We start from the raw sequence: 20,795 nt of genomic DNA on the forward strand, positions 1-20,795 counted from the left end.
TTTAATAAAAGTTTAAGGAAACAATTAAATTATTTTCATAATTTTGAACCATGATTTTTAAAGAAAGCAGAAACCTAAAGAGTTTTATCTCCAAGCTGTTGTTTGGAGTATATTTTCTCGCGCTGCTTTCTCAAAGCTTTCACCATCACGATTCTGTAGATTATTTTAAGGCTTTTCATCTTAAAAAAGCAGAAAATACGATGACGAAAGCCGTTACTAAAGAGAAAGCTGGCGACTGTCTGGCCTGCCACTTTTTGGTTACCGGACATACATTAGCTCCTGAAGAATTCAACTTTACTTTTGAGCATTACAGCCATGAAGTAAAACAAATCATCGCCATTCAGGAGAAAATCTGGTCACAGACCAAATTCACCTTCCAGCTTCGGGGACCGCCCGCACTTGCATAATTCATAGATTCTATAGGGTTTAAAGTTTTGTACTTTACAATTCAATGTTTAAGGTTTAAAGTTGCTGGAAAAACAACTGTTGATTTGTAATTGGTATTTAAATAATGTTCAATTACTAATTTCTAGCTTCTAACCTCTAACTTCTCATCAGACATTAGACTTTTACATTGTACAATTAAAACTAGCCCTTCTCACAAATTTTAACGAAAATGTACCCTGTTGAAATGGGTACGCAATCAATCTATTTACAATGAAATTGATATATTGCCTGCTGCTGGTCTTTTGTGGATCAGTATTTACAAGTGCACAAAAAACTTATACTGTAGAGGGAACCGTTCAGGATTTTCATGATAAAACATGGCTGGAAAATGCAGTGATTAAAATCGGGAACTTTACGGCTAAAACCAATAAGAAAGGTCAATTTTCTTTTGACAAAATTCCTGCAGGAAAGTATACACTCATTGCTCAACATCCTGATTGCAATGATTATACTGAAAATATAGGAGTTGATAAGGATGTTCAGCTGGTGATTACACTGGAACACCACATTAAAGATATCGAAACTGTGACCATTCACGGAAGTCATAAAAATAATGGTTCACTGGTAGTTAAAACGCTCAATAAATCTGATATAGAGAAAAATTCTACGGACAATCTTGGGAATTTATTATCTAGAATTTCAGGGGTAACTGCTTTGAAGACCGGGAATAATATTTCAAAACCTGTTATTCACGGGTTGTATGGAAGCCGTATCAGTATTTTAAATAATGGGGTACGTCTTGCTGAGCAGGAATGGGGTGTAGAACATGCTCCGAATGTTGATATTAATAATTTTCAACATATCGACGTGATAAAAGGAGCATCTGCTTTGAAATATGGAAGCGATGCTATTGGTGGAGTTGTGGTAATGGAACCGGAAATTTTTCCTAAAAAAGATACCATAAAAGGTTCAATCGGACTTACCGGAATCTCCAATGGAAGGGGGCTTGGATTAGATGCAGATGTTGCCAGAGTGTGGAAAAACGGATGGGCTGTAAAATCTGGAGGAAGCATTAAGAAACTGGGGGATCAGAGTGCTCCCAATTATAATCTGAAAAATACGGGAATGGATTTTTCTTCCTTCAATTTCACTGTTCAAAATAATACTTATGAAAGAGGAATTTCCTTTGATTATTATCTGACGAATCAGAACATAGGGATATTAAGAGATTCACACGTCTCAACTTCTGAAGATTATGACAGAGCCATGAATGCCACTCCGCCAATATATTCAGGCAAATTTACTTATGATATTGATAATCCGAGACAGGTTATTGAGCATCATATTGCAAAAGTTTCAGCTTTCAAAAGATTTGAAAATATAGGAAAACTATCTGCAACGTATAGCTATCAGTATAATCACAGACAGGAATATGATATCAGAAGAGGAAATCTAAACGAAACTCCCTCACTTGATATGGAGCTCATGACGCATCAATTTAACATTAATGATTTATTAGAAAGGGAAAAATGGTCTTTAGAAACCGGAATTGATGCAAGTTTTCAAAACAATTATTCAGATCCGGCAACCAAAGCAAGACGTCTGATACCCAATTACGATAAATATTCTGCGGGAGCATATTCTGTTTTCAAATATAAAATTTCACCTGAATTCAATTTTGAAGCAGGAGCAAGATATGACTTTACCCGTTATGATGTAACCAAATGGTATGATAAAAGTGACTGGGAAAAATTATATGCAGATGCTTATCCACAATTTTATGTGAAAACAGATCAAAACAGAGTTTTAACACGCCCTCAGCTAAATTATAATAACGTTTCTTTCAATGCAGGTTTGGAATACCGTCCCAATGCTAATTTTGATCTGAAATTTAATTACGCAAAAGTGGGAAGATCTCCTAATGTCGCTGAATTATTTTCAGATGGACTGCACCATTCTGCAGGAATTATTGAAACAGGGTATATGGGATTGAAAAATGAACAGGGACATCAGTTTAATTTGAATGTTGACTCAAAGTTTAATGTTCTGAAAGGGTTAAATGTCTCTGTGAATCCATATTTTTTCATTACTAAAAATTTCATTAATGAAATTCCTGTAGGAATTAAAGGAACAATCAGAGGTGTATTTCCGGAATGGGCTTATCAGCAGATTGATGCAAAAATGTATGGAGTGGATCTGGATATCAACTGGAGACTTACTGATAACCTTACCTATGTAGGGAAAGGAAGCTACGTGTATGGTCAGGATGATACCCATAATGAGCCATTAATTTTAATGATGCCTCCAAATTTTTCCAATGCACTGCAGTTTAAAAAACAGGAATGGAGCAACTTCTATTTCACTGTTGAAAATCAAACATTTTTAAAACAAACCAGATTCCCGATTAGAAATGCCACATTAGAGCTGTATGTGAATGGTGAATTGGTGGACAAGGAAATAGATTTCAGTACTCCACCCAACGGATATTCACTTTGGAATATCCAAACCGGAATCAACATCAGCAAAAATCTTTCTGCAGGACTTATCGTAAACAATCTTTTCAATACTTCTTACAGAGAATATCTGAACCGTTTAAGATTCTTTGCAAATGAGGCTGGAAGAAACTTTATTTTAAACTTTAGATACAGATTCTAAAGATTTCAAAGAAAAATTCAATCAAAATTTTACAATTTTAAAATTCTTAAAAAATGAAAAATCTATTCAATACTAAAAATATTATCAAATTATTAGCTGTTTTATTCATCACTGTTACTGTTGTTACTTCTTGTCAGAGAAACGGTTCCGCAGAAGAAGATGATCTTCCTCAGGAAGAACTTACCAACATCCTTTTGTTGGTGACAGATGATGCGGCCGGAACTACTCAGACCTATGATTACAGTATCGGGGCGGGGGGGACACCTACAATACCGCTTACAAATGGAAAAACCTATACTGTTCAGGCAAAATTCAAAAACGGAAATGAAGATGCTACTCAGGAAATTATTGATGCTAAAAATGAACATTTTTTAATTTTTGATTTTCCAAAGTCTAATATTACCGTGGAAAGAGTGGATGGCAGTGATCTTAGAAGCGATGGGAAAAGAGTAGGACTGAGAACAAAATGGACTGTTGTAAAAGCTGTTGATGGAACAGAACCATTTTTAAAATTAACTCTGATTCACTCTCCACAAAGCGTAAATGATGCCAAATCAGGAACTGCCTGGGGAAGCGTAGTAGGAGGAGAAACAGATGCTGAGGCAAAATACAACCTAAGTAATTAGGACAATTAATCTTGTTTGGGCCACCGGAATTTTCCGGTGGTTTTTTATTTAACAATATTTGGCTTTATAAGTTGATTTTAAATGAGTTTTTTTCATAAAAAATTCCTATTTTTGCAACCTAAAATTTTAATCAATAATGAAGGTTACCGCACAAAACCATGATGATGTAAGTGCATTGCTTACAGTAACATTGGAAAAATCTGACTACAAAGAAAAAGTAGAGAAGCAGTTGATTAATTATGCTAAAAATGCGCAAGTTCCTGGATTCAGAAAAGGGAAAGTGCCTTTGAGTATGGTTAAAAAACAATATGAAGCAGGTATTGCATTTGAAGAAATCAACAGACAAGTTTCTGATGCTTTAAACAACTATGTTAATGAAAACAAACTAAGATTAGTTGGTCAGCCTGTTCCTCAGCCAGTAAACGAATTCGATTACAATGCTGATCAATTAGAAGTTGCTTTCGAAGTAGGATTTGAGCCTGAATTCACTATAGATTTAGCTAAATATGAAGCTCCTCACTACAAAGTAGAAGCTTCTGACAAAGAAATCGGTAAGAGCATTGAAAACATGCAGAAGCGTTTCGCTGAGCAGGTTCCTCAAGATAAAATCACTAAAGATTCTTACATTGCTTTAGAAGTTTCTCAGGTTGTGGAAGAAGATGCTGAAGGTGAGCATCACCACCACCCAAAAAACCTTACTATTACAGCTGAAAACAAAGAAGCTTTCAAGTTGGTAAAAGGTTTGAAAATGGATGAATCTGTAAAAGTGACTAAAGAAACTCTTGCAGGTGACGAAGAATTAGCTAAAGAATTAGGATTCAGCAAAGAAGAAGTTGAGCACCTACACCACAATGAGGTAGAAGTTAAAGTAAAAGATTTCTATTCATTAAACTTAGCTGAGCTTAACCAGGATCTTTTCGACAAAGTATACGGAGAAGGAAACATCAAGTCTGAAGAAGAGCTTAAAGATAAAGTAAAAACTGAATTAGACGAGTATTTCCAGCAGAATGCTGATGTTCACTTTGTGAATAAAGTATTGGAGCAGGTAACAGAGAAAGAAGAAGTAAAACTTCCTGAATCTTTCCTTGTGAAGTGGTTGTTATTCTCTAACCAGAATATCCAGTCTGAAGAACAGGCTAAAGAAATTCTTGAAGCTGAGAAAAACCAGTTGAAATATCAGATCATCGAAGGTAAATTGATGACTGAGAACGAAATCAACCTTGACTATGCTGATGTATTGGCTCAGGCTGAACAATTGGTGAAAAACCAATTGGCTATCTACGGAATCCACCACCTAGGGGATGAAGAAATCCAGAAATATGCTGTTGAAATGTTGAAAGACCAGGAGCAGGTAAGACAAATTTCTTCTGAAGTAGCTATGGCTAAACTGAAAGATGTAATTCTTGAAAAAGCGACTAAAAAAGAAACTAAAATTTCTCACGACGAATTTTTAGAAGAACTTAAGAAGTAATTATACTCAGATATAAATATTTGAAAACCGTCAATTCTTTGGCGGTTTTTTTTGTTGTAAATCTTTTCTAAGAATTATGCCAGATGTATTCGTTAACTAATTGGCCGGGTTTTTGTTTTCAAAGTTCTCATAGAGCATTCATCAATTATCAATTATCAATCATTACTAAGTGCTCATTACTCATTACTTATTTATATGTCCGCCAATATTCCTATATTTACCCTTTAAACTTTATTATAAATATGAAAAAGATCATCATTCCATTTTTCTGCGCTGTACTTTTCTCAGTGCCTGCAGCAGCTCAGAAGAAAGGGGCTGCATCTGCTAAAACAGAAGCCGTACAATCAAAACTTACACCTAAAGAGGTTGTTGATAATTATTTCAAAGCACTAGGTGGAAAAGATAAACTAGACGCTGTAAAATCTACCATTACTGATAACACTGTTGCTGTGCAGGGAATGGAAATCCAAATGACAACTAAGAAATTAGGCAATAAATTCAAATCTGTACAATCCTTCATGGGAAAAGAAATGGTGCAGCTTTTTGACGGTGAGAAAGGATATTTTGATCAGATGGGAACTAAAACAGATATTCCTGCTGACAAAATTGCTGACCTGAAAAAAGGAAAGCCAATGGATGCCTTAGCATTTGATGCTTCGAATTTCAAGACTGTTTCTACCGAAAAACTTGACGGAAAAGATTATAATGTCCTTTCTTCAGACAAAGGAAAATTCTATTTCGATGCGGGAACAGGACTTTTGTACAAGACGGATGCAGGAGAAGGTAAAGCAACCATTAAAAGCTATATGGCTGTAGACGGAATACAGTTCCCTGCTGAAGTGGAAGCCGAAGGCGGAGGTCAGAAAATGACCATTAAAACTACAAAAGTAGTCATCAACTCCGGAGTGACGGATGCTGATTTTAAATAAGAAAATACTTTTTAAGTAATCAAAACCGGGAATTCCCGGTTTTTTTTATGGTAGAAAATATGAACCGAATGCTGATAAGTTTTCTTAATGTACTATTTCAGCGTTTCAGAAACTGAATTTTTTCAATCAAAACAATTAGGCTGTTGTACTTTATATCGGTTTTTTTGGTTTAAAAGAAGTATATATGGATCTGTTAACCGTAATTTCAAGAAAAATGAAGCAGATGAGCTTATTTTTAATTAGTCTATTTTAAATAATCAATGAATGTTTTTAATTAAAAATCAATATAAGCAATATAAAAGAAACAATTTGCTTTCATTTTATAATAATTAAATTTTTTAACTTGAATTTAACCCTCTGCTAAAGCCCGATCACTGGGAGAATTGATATTTTTGAAAGGTCAAAAAATAATGTAGATGAAAAGAATGTTATCTTCGTTTTCAGCCATCTTTCTGATGTCTGTCAATATCTATGGACAAAACATCCCTGTGGATCCGTCCGTAAGAATCGGTACTCTCTCCAATGGAATGAAGTACTATATCAAAAAAAATATTTTACCGGAAAAAAAAGTAGAATTCCGTCTGGCAATCAATGCCGGATCTATTCTTGAAGACGAAAATCAGAGAGGACTGGCTCACTTTATGGAGCATATGAACTTCAATGGAACCAAAAATTTTCCTGACAATAAATTAGTAGACTTTTTACAATCTATCGGGGTAAAATTCGGGCAGCACCTTAATGCTTACACCGGATTTGACGAAACCGTCTACATGCTTCCTGTCCCGCTGGATAAACCGGGAAATCTGGATGCCGGATTGAAAGTGATGGAAGACTGGGCATTTAATGCAACACTTTCTGACGAACAGATCAATAAAGAAAGGGGAGTAGTACTGGAAGAGCTAAGATTAGGTCTCGGACCGGATAAGAGAATGATGGATAAATACCTGCCAAAGCTTTTATACCAATCTCAGTACGCAGAAAGACTTCCTATCGGTAAAAAAGAAGTGCTGGAAAACTTCAGACCTGATCTTATCCGGAAGTTCCATCAGGATTGGTACCGTCCGGATCTGATGGCAATTGTGGTAGTAGGAGATATCAATGTGGATGAAATAGAGAAAAAAATCAGGAATAGCTTCAGCAAATATAAAAATCCTTCAAAACCCAGAGAAAGAAAATCATTTGATCTTCCGAATCACAAAGAAGCACTGGTAGCTATTGAGACAGATCCTGATGCTACGGGTTCGGGAGTACAGTTCATCATCAAAGATTCTGAAGTATACCAGCCGGATGTAACAGTGCAGCAATATGATAAAAGTATTGTTGAAGGCCTTGTAAATATTATGCTGAACAGCAGACTGGCAGAACTTGTTAATTCTCCGAATCCTCCTTTTACTTATGGTTCAGTATACCATGGAGGAACTTACGCAAGAAACAAAGAAGCATTTCAGGGTGCCGCAGCTACAAAAGACGGCGACCAGCTGAATGCGTTGAAAGTTCTTTTGGAAGAAGTGGAAAGAGCCAAAAGATTCGGGTTTACCCAATCTGAACTGGACAGGGCAAAAGCCCGGATGCTTTCCTCTTATGAATGGGCTTACAACAACAAAGACAAAAACCAAAGCGGTGAACTTATCGATGGCTACGTGAACCATTTTCTGAGACAGGAGCCAATACCTGGAATTACCTGGGGATATGAACATATTAAAGAAGTTCTTCCGGCCATAGCACTGGAACAGACCAATGAAATTATCAAAAAGCGGGTAAAGGATGACAGCAGGGTCATTATTATTACAGGTCCAAAAAAGGAAGGTATTACCATGCCAACAGAGGCGATGGTTCTGAAGACGTTTGATGCTGTGAAAGTGGCTGATCTTAAACCTTACGAAGAAAAAACGAAAACTGAAAGCTTAGTAAAGCCTTTTAAATCCGAAGGAAAAATTACTAAAACAGAAGCAGACGCCAAATTAGGAACGACCACCTGGACTTTGAACAACGGAGCTCAAGTTACTTTCAAGAAAACAGATTTTAAAGATGATGAAATTGTTTTTGCAGCAATAAGCCTGGGAGGGCTGTCTGTCATTCCGGATGCCGAGTACAATAAAACAAAATTTGCATTTGATGCTTTGCTGGAAGCCGGATTAGCAGGGCTTTCAAAAAATGATCTTGCTCACTATCTTGCAGGAAAACAGGTGAGTGTAAGCTCTTATGTCGGTGGTCTTACAGAAGGTATTTCAGGAACAAGTTCGAAAAAAGATCTGAAGACTGCCATGGAACTGATCTATGCCTGCTTTACAGACTTAAATTATAACCCGGAGTCATTCAACACCTATAAGACAAAGAAATCTGCCATGCTGGCGAATGTGGATTCTGATCCGGAATACTATTTCTCCAGTGAATATTCCAAATTTATCAATCAGAAGAATCCAAGATTTACCGGCCTAGAACCTACCGAAAAAGACTGGGCGAATACAGATTATAAAAAAGCATATGATATTTACAAAGATAAATTTGCCAATGCAGGTAATTTTCACTTCTATTTTGTGGGGAATATAGATGAAGGGCAGCTTAAAAGTGAGATCCTGCAGTATATTGCTTCCCTTCCTGCTACAGGAAAATCGTCTACATTTAAAGATACGGGCTACAGACCAGTGAAAGGAGGATATACAAAGGTTTATAAAAAAGGAAAAGAACCGAAGAGCCTTGTCACAATTTCTTACAGCGGAGAAGCGCCTTATAATGAGAAGGAGGCTATGGCACTTTCAGCTCTTGGAGAGGTCGCTACGATTAAAGTTCTCGAAAAACTGAGAGAAGACGAAAGCGGTATTTACGGCGGAGGTGCAAGCGGAAGCTTCAGCAAAATTCCTTACAGTGCTTATGATTTTAGTATTAATTTCCCTTGTGGTCCTGAAAATGTAGATCAGCTTACAAAAAGTGCAGTGGCCGAACTACAAAAACTGATAGACAAGGGTCCTGAGCAAAAAGATCTCGATAAATACAAAGAAGGAGAATATAATGAATACAAAACAAGTCTTAAAGACAATGGATTCTGGTTACAGGGAATTGCTCAAAATCAATTAGACGGGAGTGATCAGTATAATATTCTGAATTACCCGGACAAAGTAAAAGCACTTACGGTAAAAGACCTTCAGGATGTTGCCAGGAAATATCTGACAAAAGAAAAAAATGTAGCCATACTTATGCCTGAAGACGGTTGGGAGAATGTTAAAAAAAATGAAACCGAAAAAGGAAGTACAACGAACTAATTCATTTTTATTGACAACAAAAATAAAAAACCGCAGAGAGAGCTGCGGTTTTTATTGTTTCATTCGAATACGTATCGGTTAAGAACCATACTCTTTTTTCCATTCTTCAGCAGCTTCGCTCAGAACGGTATAAAATTCTTCACCATACTTTCTCGTCAGTGGAGTTTTTAAAAACTTATACACAGGAACCTGAAGTTCTTTTCCAAGCGTACAGGCATCGCTGCATACATTCCACTCATGATAATTCAATGCGGTAAATGAAGAGTATTCCGTAACACGGATTGGGTAAAGATGGCATGAAATAGGTTTCTGCCAGTCTACTGCACCATCTTCATATGCTTTCTCAATACCACATTTGGTAATTCCTTTTTCATCAAAGGTTACATAGGCACACTCGCGGTTCTCCACCATTGGAGTAACATACATTCCGTCGTGTGGATCAGTAGTCCATGTTCCCTGTTCTTCAAGGGCTTTAATACCTTCCTGAGTAAGGTAAGGTTTTATTTTGTCAAAAATACTGTCCAATATTTCAAGCTCGTCTTTATCCAACGGAGCTCCCACATCTCCTTCCACACAACATGCACCTTTACATTTCGTAAGGTTGCAAACAAATTCTTCGGAAAAAATTTCCTCAGAAATCAATTTATCGTCTATCTGAATCATAATTTTTTAAAATAAATCAAAAACTGTACCCGCTTTGAAGGTCAGTAAACTAATAATAATAAGCCAAACACTGGCTTCACGCATCCAGTATTTAGGTAAGAATCTCATCATTCTGCTCAGAATAATACTTGAAGGAAATGCCAGAAGCAGCAGATATTCATAGCTTTTATTCATATATAGAATGATGGTAACAAGCTGTGCTACTGAAAAGACCAGCAGGAAAGTGTATTTATATCTGCTTATCGGACTTTTCTTGTTATAATTTTTAAAATGGTCATACACTGCATAAATAAGCATCAGAACCACAGGAATCAGCGGAAGAAGTTCCGTGTAATCCGTTACCGGCTTCATTTTTCCAAACGGAAAATAATCGATATTCCATGAAGTGAACTGAACGAAATACATGACAGAAAAATAACTGAATGTAATCAGAACAATTCCCAGAAGGAATCTGAAAAGATTCAACCCGATTTTGGCAGAGGTGGCAATCACGTGAATGATCACAAAAACAGCCATTGGCCAGGTGGTAGGAAGAAAAATAAAGTTCAGGGCTACAATAGATCCTACCAATACATAGGATTTTTTCCTGATATCTTCATCTGCACTCGTCAGAAGCAGGATAAGGAAAGAGTTGGTAAGCAGAGAAACTGCAATTCCTATATCCAGATTTCCGGGATACAGCCCGAAAATAAAAAAGGTATATAAAAATAAGGGCAGATGGGTCTGATAATTAAGGGCAACACTGTGAAAACAAAAATATCCCAAAGCAATTCCCAGAAAAGTTATTCCGGCAATTATGGCTTCGTAAGTATTGAAATTCAGTATGTTAAATATTATGACTACTAAAAGAAGAAAACCAATATAAACAGGAATTGAAAAAATATTGCTTTCTTTTGAAAGTAATTTAAACATTTTTTATAAATTTGTACAAAGTTAATTTAAAAAAGGAAAATAATGACGTCTTTCTTTCTATTCTTAAGCAAAGTTTTCAAATGGTCTTTCGGTTTCTTTGATGCTTTCGGTAATGTTTTAAACTGGATTCTATTTATAGTTTGCTGTGTACTATTCACTTATTGGTGCTACGTACTGGTGGTTACACTAGGTGGCGATAAAGATAAAGACTATTATTCTCCAACGGAAGGTAAGCATCCTTACTACGATCCGAATATCTACAAAAAAGAAGGTTAATTAATTGGTTATATAGTAAAAAACCGATCAAACAATAGGTTTGATCGGTTTTTTTATTACTAACGATTAAAATTTTCTTTTTCTTAGTCGTGAATCGGAAGTACCAGCACAGGAATGCTTGAACTTTTCGTGATCCCTTTGGTTAAGCTTCCCACGAATACATCATAAATTCCGCTTCTGCCGTGTGATCCCATCACGATATAATCAGCATTTTTGGCTTTTGCATGTTCAAGAATAATATCTTTTGCAAGTCCCTGTTTTAAAAGGTGTTCACAATCAATATCATGGCTGATGATTCTTTGCTCAATTTTATTAAGCTGCACCAGCTCTTCCCTGATTTCGTTGGCTTCCACTTCCGGAAAATATTGAAATCCCATGTCACCAATAGCAAAGCCGATATCTGATGGCGCTACGTGGATCAGGTAAATTCTGCCGTTAAGCTGTTTTGCAAATTTTATGGCACCGTCTACCAGTTGGTCTGTCTTGTCGCCAAAATCTACGGGTAATACAATATTTATCATAACCTCTAATTTTGTTACCTAAAGATAGGAAAAATTTGTCAGACTTTGATATTAAATACTTATAATATTCGGATATCAAGGATTTTTTCCTCCTGAAGATAAGCTTCCAGAATATCATTTTCTTCTACTTTGCCAACCCCTTTTGGAGTTCCTGTGAAAATAAGATCACCTACCCTTAACGTAAAATACTGAGACGCAAAAGCTACAATATCATCAAAATTGAACATCATATCTTTTGTATTGCCATCCTGCACCTTCTCTTTGTTTTTTAATAACGAAAACTGAAGGTTTTCAAGACTGAAGTTCTCTTTTTTAAAGAAACTGCTTACCACAGCAGAACCGTCAAAACCTTTGGCAAGCTCCCATGGAAGCCCTTTTGATTTCAGTTCACTCTGAAGATCTCTGGCTGTAAAATCGATTCCAAGACCAATTTCTTCATAATGCTTGTGCGCTGTTTCTTTCTGAATATATTTTCCTCCCTTTGAAATTTTTAATACCACTTCAAGCTCGTAGTGAATATCATTGGAAAATTCAGGGATGTAGAAATCATTTCCCTTTAGAACTGCCGTATCCGGTTTCATGAATATAACAGGATTTTCAGGAATTTCATTTCCCAATTCTTTCGCGTGTTCACTGTAGTTTCTTCCTATGCAGATTATTTTCATAACTCTTTTTTTATATTTTTTAACCCCGTCATTGTGAGGGACGAAGCAATCTTAGATCTTCTAAAGACTAGTGGGTAAACTCATTCCCGCAATAGTAACATTTGAATTTGTGACTCGTCAGAAATGAAATTCCAAAGAAACTGGTAGCACTGTCATCCCTGTAAATATGATTGGAGCCACATTTCGGGCAGACAAAATCAAACTCAGGATCTTCAATGGTATGTTCTACTTCCAGCGAGTATTGTTCATTGTCTTTATAGTCCTGCAGGATTTGCTTAGCTTTTTCCATATCTTCTTCAAATACCTGAAGCTGGATACCGCCTACTGCCTGAGACAGAAGCCAATCCGACTGGATGAGCTGCTCATTCGCAATGAAACTGTTGATACCGTTTTCAGCCAGTATCTGCTTGTCCCTGTTAGCTTCAAGGGCAGTTTCATAAAATTTAAAACGAACCAGATCAGACATTTTTAAAACCTGCTTGATAATTGAATTTTTGTAAAAATCTTTTTGGTATACAACGGGAAATCAGCGTTCTGAAGCCACCCGAAATATCCTAAGTCTTTTTGGAATACCGCTTTCACGCCTTGTCCTTTATATTTTCCAAAGTTGAAAACTTCTTCCATTTTTTCATTATATCCGATAAATCCGGCAAGGTCTGCATTCTTATTATGGAATGTAAATTCACTTAACGGTGCTATTTCATTCGGAATATCGTCATATTTTCCAACCTGAGCATCAAGAACTTCAAACGTCGCCATTACATCAGCTTCTGCAGAGTGGGCATTTTCCAATGTTTTTCCACAGTAGAACTGGTAAGCTGCACCTAAATTTCTGGGTTCTTTTTTATGGAAAATAGTCTGTGCATCGACGAGTCTGAATTTACTCAGGTCAAAATCCATTCCTACTCTTAAAAGCTCTTCAGCCAAAAGCGGAACATCAAACCTGTTGGAATTGAATCCTCCCAGATCACTTCCTGAAATCATTTCCATAATTTTAGCGGCAATATCCCTGAAAGTAGGAGCATCTTTTACATCTTCATCATAGATCCCGTGGATTTCACTGCATTCTTTTGGAATCGGCATTTCAGGATTTACACGCCATGTTTTGCTCTCTCTTGAGGCATCCGGGTTTACTTTTAAGATACAGATTTCAACAATTCTGTCTTTTCCGATATTGGTTCCTGTGGTTTCCAGGTCAAAAATACAAAGCGGTTTATGGAGTTTTAAATTCATGTTAATGATTAATAATTTGAAATGTGTTTTATTTTAATAATTATTTTAGCTGTCCCTGAAAAATGAGTGACACCAGCATATAATAAATAACCAGCATTGGAATTCCAACAACCTGGAATATCCCAAGAATAGCAATTCCTCCCACCAGTAATACAACTTTAGGGTAGTTATCTTTTAATTGTTTTGATTTGAATTTCATCGCCATCATCTTAATCGGGCTGATCAGAAGCCATGACGTAAGAAGAGTGAGCAGAATCAGTAACAATTCATGATCAAACAAAAAGCTGAAATTTCCTGTTTCTTTAAAGGCATAATAAAGACCGAACAGTAAAACGGTATTGGTAGGTGTATTCAACCCTTTGAAATAATAACGCTGTTCTTCATCCAGATTGAAAATAGCAAGCCTCAGGCAGGAAAATACAGTGACAATGAGTCCCAGATACTTGATCTCAAATGGGAAATGCATTCCCAAAAGCTCAGCTCCAAAAGGTTCAAGGGCTTTATACATCGTAAGCCCCGGGATCACTCCAAAGCTTACCATATCCGCAAGTGAGTCCAGCTGAAGGCCAAGATTGGAGTTTGATTTTAAAGCTCTGGCTACAAAGCCGTCAAAAAAATCGAAAACCGAAGAGAGAATAAGGCAGATTGCCGTTGTCTGATAATCTCCTAAAATTAAATGTATTGCACCTACACAGCCTGCAAATAAATTAGCCAGGGTTAAGGCATTGGCCAGATTATTCTTTATAAAATCCATAAACACAAAATTACAGTTTTTAAAAATTCTAACTCAAAATAATCTGAACTAAAAAAGGCATTAAAGTGATTTTGATGTAAATTTGCTCCATGAAATTTTTAAAAGGATTTAGAAAACAGGAAGTTCTGGCATTGGTTTACAGGATTTTTCTGGCCTATGTTTTTTATCAGATTGCCAGACTTTTATTCTGGTATTTTAATAAAGATCTGATTAAAGTAGACTCCGTTTCAGAATATATAAAGCTGGCTTTCCATGGTACTGCTTTTGATACCACAGCCATTTTGTATGTTAATGCACTGTTTATATTGCTTAGTTTACTGCCATTGGTCATCAACACAAAGAAAGTTTTTCAGAAAGTTCTTTTCTGGCTGTACTTTATTACCAACGGGATTGCTTATGCGATGAACTTCGGAGATTTTATTTACTATAAATTTTCACAGGCAAGGCTTACTTCGGCAGTATTTCAGGTGGCTGAACACGAATCTAATATTTCTAAAGTGCTGATGATTTCTATCGGACAGCATCCTTTTGTACTGATTTGGTTCATTGTGTTGATGATTGTATGGGTTTTCCTTTACAAAAGGGTAAAAGTGGAAGAGGTGAAACCTGCGAAACTGCTTCCTTACTTTATCACTTCCGTTCTTACACTTTGTATCACAGCGGTGCTGGTTGTAGGAGGAATCAGAGGAGATTTTAAACACAGTACCAGACCGATTAATATGGTGGATGCAACCCGTTTTGTAACCAATCCTCTGCAGGGTAATATGGTGCTCAATAGTACATTTTCCTTTTTCAGGACTTTAAATACCAATAATTTCAAGGAAGTACATTTTGTAGATGAAAAATATATTGAAGAAAATGTTCAGCCTTATAAAGTGTACGACAGAAAAGTAGAGAACCGTCCGAATATTGTTATTTTCATCGTAGAATCTTTCGGGAGAGAATATTCCGGGGCATTTAATAAGGATAAAAATATCAAAGATTACGTTTCTTATACTCCGTTTATGGATAGCCTGGCTGCCCAAAGCCTTATTTTTCCGAATACTTTTGCGAACGGAAGACAGTCGATTCACGGGATGAGCAGTGTATTGGCCGGAATTCCGAGCCTGACGGATGCGTTTACAGGGTCTCCGTATTCCAATCAGAAAATTCAGTCCATTGTTTCCGTATGTAATGATCTTGGCTATGATACTTCTTTCTATCATGGGGCGCCTAATGGTTCTATGGGATTCCTTGGATTCGGAAATATCTTAGGATTTAAACATTATTTCGGGAAAACAGAATATAATCATGATGAAGATTTTGATGGAATGTGGGCCATCTGGGATGAACCTTTCCTTCAGTATTTTGCGAAAAATGTCGGAAAGAAGCAGCCTTTTATGACTACTGTATTTACGGCATCATCCCATCACCCTTTTAAAATCCCTGAAAAATATAACGGTAAATTTAAAAAAGGAAAAATAGAAATCCATGAGCCGATGCAGTATACGGATTATGCGATCAAAAAATATTTTGAAACAGCTAAAAAACAGCCGTGGTATAATAATACGATCTTTGTTTTCACAGGAGATCACACCAACCAGGTATATTATCCTGAATATGAAAGAGCCATGAACCGTTATGCTGTTCCGTTGGTTTTCTATTCTCCGAATCCTGCCTATCAGTTAAAAGGAGTCAGTGAGGAAATTGCGCAGCAGGCAGATATCTATCCTACATTGGCTGACCTTATCGGGTACAACAAACCAATAAGAAGCTGGGGAAGAAGTCTGGTGAGTGATAAAAAGTATCCTTTCATCGTTGTCAACTCAGATGGAAGTACGGATCAGTTCATGATTGGAAATTATATTTACCGTTTTGACGGAAAAGAAATCATCGGAGTATATGATAAATCTGATCTGAGCCTGGAAAAAAATATCATGAATGAAGTTAGAAATCCAGAAATAGAACAAGGAAAGAAAACTGCAAAAGCCTGGTATCAGGATTATATGGATAGGGTGATCAACAGGAAACTTTATTAAGGAGAAAGAGGCAACTTTGGATTGTTTTTTTACTTTTCTTTGTCTCTTTATGCTTTGTATAATAAAAGTTTTTGTTCGTTGAAAATTAATTTATATTTTTATCAATACGTAGATAAAAGTATTGTATAAAAATTAAAACTATAAAAAATATGAAAAAAATATTGTTAACGTTCACACTTTCTTTATGTGGCGTACTTACATTTGCACAGATAGAAGGTAAGTGGAAAACGATAGATGATGAAACAAAACAGGCAAAATCTATTGTTGAAGTGTACAAAAAATCAGACGGAAAATACTATGGGAAAGTTTCTCAGTTATTAATAAAACCAGCTGAATCAAACTGTACGGCTTGTAAAGATGACAGAAAAGGAAAACCAATTTTAGGATTGGAAATCATCAGAGGACTGAAGAAAGATGGTGATGAGTTCACAGGAGGAACCATCACGGATCCTAAAACAGGAAAAACATACAAATGTACCATTACAAGAAGCGGTGATAAACTGAACGTAAGAGGGTATTTGGGATTATCTTTATTAGGAAGAACCCAGGTTTGGGAGAAAGCGAATTAATTTAAGTTTAAAATAGAATTTTAGATGACATTTCAGAAATGAGATGTCATTTTTTATGGATAAGAATTCTCAGGAAGCGGAAAAATCCACAAGAAGGGGACATCAGGAAGAAAAATTTATTTTAAATACAGTTAATATTATGACTTCTCATGGAAATGAAGAGCGTTTTTATGATGTGTATAATAAAAAAACACTACTTTTGTAGTCTAAATTTTTCAAGAAAATATGGCAGAATATACTTTTCGTGAGGTAATTGCACAGGCAATGAGCGAGGAAATGCGTAAAGACGAATCCATCTACCTGATGGGGGAGGAAGTTGCAGAATATAATGGTGCATATAAGGCTTCAAAAGGAATGCTGGATGAATTTGGTCCAAAAAGAATAATTGACACACCCATTGCAGAACTTGGATTTACAGGAATTTCTGTGGGAGCCGCAATGAATGGTAACAGACCCATCGTAGAATTTATGACATTCAATTTCTCACTGGTAGGAATTGATCAGATTATCAATAACGCAGCGAAAATCCGTCAGATGAGTGGAGGACAATGGAATTGCCCAATTGTTTTCCGTGGTCCTACTGCTTCTGCAGGACAATTAGGAGCTACTCACTCTCAGGCATTTGAAAATTGGTTTGCCAACTGCCCTGGACTTAAAGTAGTGGTACCTTCTAACCCTTATGACGCAAAAGGATTGTTAAAAACAGCGATCCAGGATAATGACCCTGTAATTTTCATGGAATCTGAGCAGATGTATGGAGATAAAATGGAAATTCCTGAAGAAGAATACTACTTACCAATAGGAAAAGCAGATATCAAGAGACAAGGTACAGACGTTACTCTGGTTTCTTTCGGAAAGATCATGAAACTGGCTTTACAGGCAGCAGAAGATATGGCTAAAGAAGGAATCTCTGTAGAAGTTATCGACCTTAGAACTGTTCGTCCTCTTGACTTCGATACAATTTTAGAATCTGTAAAGAAAACAAACAGACTGGTTATTTTAGAAGAAGCCTGGCCATTCGGGTCAGTATCTTCAGAAATTACTTATATGGTACAGCAAAAAGCATTTGATTATTTAGATGCTCCGATCAAGAGAATTACTACTCCTGATGCACCTGCACCTTACTCTGCAGCATTATTTGCAGAATGGTTCCCAAAACTTGAAAAAGTAAAAGAGGAGATCAAAAAAGCGATGTACGTAAAATAGTTATAGAAAAAAACTTCCGAAAGGAAGTTTTTTCATTTATTATATTCATGAAGAAAAATTCTTGACGTCATAAAATTAGTATAAATTTGCGCCTTTAAAATAAATTAAGCTGATATGGCAGAAGTTACAGAAGATGGCTACCACTTCGACATAAAGAAACTTTCCTTCATAGGAGTTTTAGTGTCTCTAGGAATTGTTTTTGGAGATATTGGTACCTCTCCGCTTTACGTAATGAAAGCAATTGTGAATGCAAGATCCCAGGGGAGCAACATGCCTTTCAATGAATACATAGAAGGAGCTCTTTCATGTATTATCTGGACCCTTACCCTGCAGACTACAATCAAATATGTGATCATTGCTTTGAGAGCAGACAACAAAGGTGAAGGAGGTATTCTTGCCTTGTTTTCACTGGTGAGAAACCTTAAAAAAGGATGGCTGTACCTCATTGCAATTATTGGTGCTGCGGCACTTATTGCAGACGGAGTAATTACCCCATCACTGACGGTAATGTCAGCTATTGAAGGTCTTGAAATTTATAATCCCCATACTCCTGTTGTTCCAATCACCATCGGAATTCTGATTGCCATTTTTGTCGTACAGCAGTTCGGGACCAGCTTTATCGGAAAGTTTTTTGGCCCGGTAATGGTGGTTTGGTTCCTTGTATTAGGAGGTCTGGGAGTAATGCATTTAAGTGAAAATTTTGAGATTTTAAGATCTTTCAATCCTTACTATGCTTACAAACTTATTGTGAACTCTCCGAGTGCCATTGTTATTTTAGGAGCTGTTTTCCTTTGTACAACCGGAGCGGAAGCATTATATTCCGATTTAGGGCACTGTGGTGCCAAAAACATTAGAGTAAGCTGGGCATTCGTTAAAATTATGCTTATTCTTAATTATCTTGGACAGGGAGCATGGCTTTTAACCAATTATAACAAACCAGGATTTTCTGTAGTGAATCCTTTCTTTGGAATCATGGAAGAATGGATGATCATCCCGGGAGTAATTTTAGCAACAGCCGCTGCAATTATTGCCAGCCAGGCATTGATTACAGGTTCGTTCACCATATTCTCAGAAGCAATGTCCCTTAACCTTTGGCCTAATCAGAAAATTGATTATCCTTCCGGAGTAAAAGGACAGATGTATATTCCAAGAATCAACTGGGGACTTCTTATTTTGTGTATCATTGTTGTTCTGCATTTTAAAGAATCAGGAAAAATGGAAGCCGCTTACGGTCTTTCCATTACCGTAACGATGTTGATGACCACCGTTTTATTGGTATTCTGGCTGCTGAAACACAGAGTAAGCAAGGTACTGATTCTGGTTTTCGCAATGGTTTACATGGCTATCGAATTAGGATTCTTCAGTGCCAACATCATCAAGTTCATGGAAGGTGGATGGATTACCGTTGTATTGGCCGGTTCTATCGGAGTTTCTATGTATGCATGGTATAACGGAAGACTGATCAAAACAAGATTTATCCAGTTTGTGAAAATAGAAAAATATGTATCTATACTTAAAGACATGAAGCTGGACGAAACTATTCCGAAATATGCTACTAACCTTGCTTACCTGAGCAGGGCAAAAAGAAATGATGAAGTGGAATCCAAAATTATCTATTCCATCATCAAAAAACAGCCGAAAAGAGCAGATCATTATTTTATCCTGAGCATCGTAAACCAGGAAGATCCCTATACTTTCAGATATACCGTAGATGAGATTCTTCCGGGAACCGTCTATAAGATCAATTTCCTTTTAGGATTTAAAGTAGACCGAAGAATCAACGATTATTTTAATATGGTTCTTAAAGACTTAATGGCGGACGGAACCATTCCTTCAAGAAGCAGCCATCCATCTTTAAGAGCTCATGATATACCGCCGGATCTTAAATATGTGATCATAGATAACACCTATATCAACGATATCCTTTTAACTGTTAAACAAAAGATTACTCTTAACATTTATAACTTTGTGAAGTATATCGGAAGTGACGACTTTAAGGCATGGGGAGTATCTTCGCACAATGTTGAAGTGGAATCTGCACCGATTACAGAATTAACAGTTTATGACAATAAGATCGAGCAGTCCGGGTATTTCCGTCACAACTCGTAGCCACTCGTATTAACCATACTATCTATTTAAATAAAATTCAATAAATTTGTAGATAATTTTTTTAATGGATACAATACAAAAAGAAAAAAATATAGCTTTGATCAAGGATGTTTTGAGAAACTACTTATTAGAAAAAGGGTTCAGAAACACACCTGAGAGATATACGATATTGGAAGAAATTTATAATATGGATCATCACTTCAATGTTGATGATCTGTATCTTCTGATGATGCAGAAAAAATATCACGTTTCCAAAGCAACGATTTATAACACGATTGAAATTTTCCTTGATGCAGGTTTAATCCGCAAGCATCAGTTCGGAGAAAAGACATTGACTTCTTCGTCTTATGAAAAGTCTTATTTTGACAAACAGCATGACCACCTGGTGATCTACAAAAAAGACTCTGATAAAGAGATTGAGGAAATTATTGAATTCTGTGACCCAAGAATCCAAGGAATCAAAGAAGCCATTGAAGAAGCATTTGGCGTAAAAATTGATTCTCATTCGCTATATTTCTATGGCACTAAGAATGACTAATTA

19 protein-coding genes are annotated in these 20,795 nt (G+C 36.4%); 12 read left to right on the forward strand and 7 right to left on the reverse strand.

Annotated elements, in window-relative coordinates; all coding sequences use genetic code 11:
• Positions 1 to 50 precede the first annotated feature (50 nt).
• The 6 genes from AC5YGI_RS13085 (at position 51) to AC5YGI_RS13110 (ending at position 9,328) form a co-directional block, all read left to right on the forward strand.
• Positions 51 to 407 (forward strand): hypothetical protein, encoded by a 357-nt coding sequence (locus AC5YGI_RS13085; RefSeq protein ID WP_227943437.1) that lies wholly within the window; start codon positions 51 to 53, stop codon positions 405 to 407.
• 250 nt (positions 408 to 657) lie between these two features.
• Positions 658 to 3,042 (forward strand): TonB-dependent receptor, encoded by a 2,385-nt coding sequence (locus AC5YGI_RS13090; protein WP_496168564.1) that lies wholly within the window; start codon positions 658 to 660, stop codon positions 3,040 to 3,042.
• Positions 3,043 to 3,095: 53 nt separating this feature from the next.
• A complete protein-coding gene (locus AC5YGI_RS13095) occupies positions 3,096 to 3,668 on the forward strand; it encodes a hypothetical protein (RefSeq protein ID WP_496168566.1) in 573 nt (190 codons plus the stop codon).
• Between the two features lie 136 nt (positions 3,669 to 3,804).
• A complete protein-coding gene (locus AC5YGI_RS13100; protein WP_330747557.1) occupies positions 3,805 to 5,139 on the forward strand; it encodes a trigger factor in 1,335 nt (444 codons plus the stop codon).
• 242 nt (positions 5,140 to 5,381) lie between these two features.
• Positions 5,382 to 6,068, forward strand: coding sequence for a hypothetical protein (locus tag AC5YGI_RS13105; RefSeq protein WP_110007983.1), 687 nt, complete (start codon positions 5,382 to 5,384; stop codon positions 6,066 to 6,068).
• A 416-nt stretch (positions 6,069 to 6,484) separates the two neighbouring features.
• Complete coding sequence (locus AC5YGI_RS13110) at positions 6,485 to 9,328, forward strand: M16 family metallopeptidase (RefSeq protein ID WP_496168569.1); 2,844 nt, start codon at positions 6,485 to 6,487, stop codon at positions 9,326 to 9,328.
• A 78-nt stretch (positions 9,329 to 9,406) separates the two neighbouring features.
• Here the strand turns inward: AC5YGI_RS13110 and AC5YGI_RS13115 are convergent, their stop codons facing one another.
• Complete coding sequence (locus AC5YGI_RS13115) at positions 9,407 to 9,991, reverse strand: DUF3109 family protein (RefSeq protein WP_110007981.1); 585 nt, start codon at positions 9,989 to 9,991, stop codon at positions 9,407 to 9,409.
• Between the two features lie 6 nt (positions 9,992 to 9,997).
• On the reverse strand, positions 9,998 to 10,903 hold the full coding sequence (locus tag AC5YGI_RS13120; RefSeq protein ID WP_454510201.1) for a DUF6427 family protein: 906 nt from the start codon (positions 10,901 to 10,903) through the stop codon (positions 9,998 to 10,000).
• 42 nt (positions 10,904 to 10,945) lie between these two features.
• Between AC5YGI_RS13120 and AC5YGI_RS13125 the strand changes: the two genes are divergently transcribed.
• Positions 10,946 to 11,179: a DUF6341 family protein gene (locus tag AC5YGI_RS13125; protein ID WP_002976854.1), complete on the forward strand. Its 234-nt coding sequence runs from the start codon at positions 10,946 to 10,948 to the stop codon at positions 11,177 to 11,179.
• 83 nt (positions 11,180 to 11,262) lie between these two features.
• On the opposite strand, the gene AC5YGI_RS13130 is transcribed toward AC5YGI_RS13125, so the two are convergent.
• The 5 genes from AC5YGI_RS13130 to AC5YGI_RS13150 form a co-directional block, all read right to left on the reverse strand.
• Positions 11,263 to 11,700 carry a universal stress protein gene (locus AC5YGI_RS13130; RefSeq protein ID WP_062673831.1) on the reverse strand — a complete coding sequence of 146 codons (438 nt, stop codon included), beginning with the start codon at positions 11,698 to 11,700 and terminating at the stop codon, positions 11,263 to 11,265.
• A gap of 59 nt (positions 11,701 to 11,759) precedes the next feature.
• Entirely contained in the window at positions 11,760 to 12,365 is a 606-nt protein-coding gene (locus AC5YGI_RS13135) for a fumarylacetoacetate hydrolase family protein (protein WP_202841142.1), read from the reverse strand.
• A gap of 67 nt (positions 12,366 to 12,432) precedes the next feature.
• Positions 12,433 to 12,831: a putative signal transducing protein gene (locus AC5YGI_RS13140; protein ID WP_446104989.1), complete on the reverse strand. Its 399-nt coding sequence runs from the start codon at positions 12,829 to 12,831 to the stop codon at positions 12,433 to 12,435.
• Between the two features lie 2 nt (positions 12,832 to 12,833).
• On the reverse strand, positions 12,834 to 13,598 hold the full coding sequence (locus AC5YGI_RS13145) for a 3'-5' exonuclease (RefSeq protein WP_131435691.1): 765 nt from the start codon (positions 13,596 to 13,598) through the stop codon (positions 12,834 to 12,836).
• Positions 13,599 to 13,638: 40 nt separating this feature from the next.
• Positions 13,639 to 14,352 carry a CDP-alcohol phosphatidyltransferase family protein gene (locus tag AC5YGI_RS13150; protein ID WP_496168570.1) on the reverse strand — a complete coding sequence of 238 codons (714 nt, stop codon included), beginning with the start codon at positions 14,350 to 14,352 and terminating at the stop codon, positions 13,639 to 13,641.
• Positions 14,353 to 14,441: 89 nt separating this feature from the next.
• On the opposite strand from AC5YGI_RS13150, the gene AC5YGI_RS13155 reads away from it, so the two are divergent.
• The 5 genes from AC5YGI_RS13155 to AC5YGI_RS13175 all read left to right on the forward strand — a co-directional run bounded on the left by AC5YGI_RS13155 (position 14,442) and on the right by AC5YGI_RS13175 (position 20,792).
• Positions 14,442 to 16,370: an LTA synthase family protein gene (locus AC5YGI_RS13155; protein WP_496168571.1), complete on the forward strand. Its 1,929-nt coding sequence runs from the start codon at positions 14,442 to 14,444 to the stop codon at positions 16,368 to 16,370.
• Positions 16,371 to 16,519: 149 nt separating this feature from the next.
• A complete protein-coding gene (locus AC5YGI_RS13160; protein ID WP_454510205.1) occupies positions 16,520 to 16,939 on the forward strand; it encodes a DUF2147 domain-containing protein in 420 nt (139 codons plus the stop codon).
• Positions 16,940 to 17,164: 225 nt separating this feature from the next.
• A complete protein-coding gene (locus AC5YGI_RS13165; RefSeq protein WP_110007971.1) occupies positions 17,165 to 18,145 on the forward strand; it encodes a pyruvate dehydrogenase complex E1 component subunit beta in 981 nt (326 codons plus the stop codon).
• A 114-nt stretch (positions 18,146 to 18,259) separates the two neighbouring features.
• Positions 18,260 to 20,254: a KUP/HAK/KT family potassium transporter gene (locus AC5YGI_RS13170; protein WP_330747536.1), complete on the forward strand. Its 1,995-nt coding sequence runs from the start codon at positions 18,260 to 18,262 to the stop codon at positions 20,252 to 20,254.
• Positions 20,255 to 20,318: 64 nt separating this feature from the next.
• Positions 20,319 to 20,792 carry a Fur family transcriptional regulator gene (locus tag AC5YGI_RS13175; RefSeq protein ID WP_002976876.1) on the forward strand — a complete coding sequence of 158 codons (474 nt, stop codon included), beginning with the start codon at positions 20,319 to 20,321 and terminating at the stop codon, positions 20,790 to 20,792.
• Positions 20,793 to 20,795 lie beyond the last annotated feature (3 nt).

The organism is Chryseobacterium sp. CS3K3.1, from assembly GCF_059515165.1.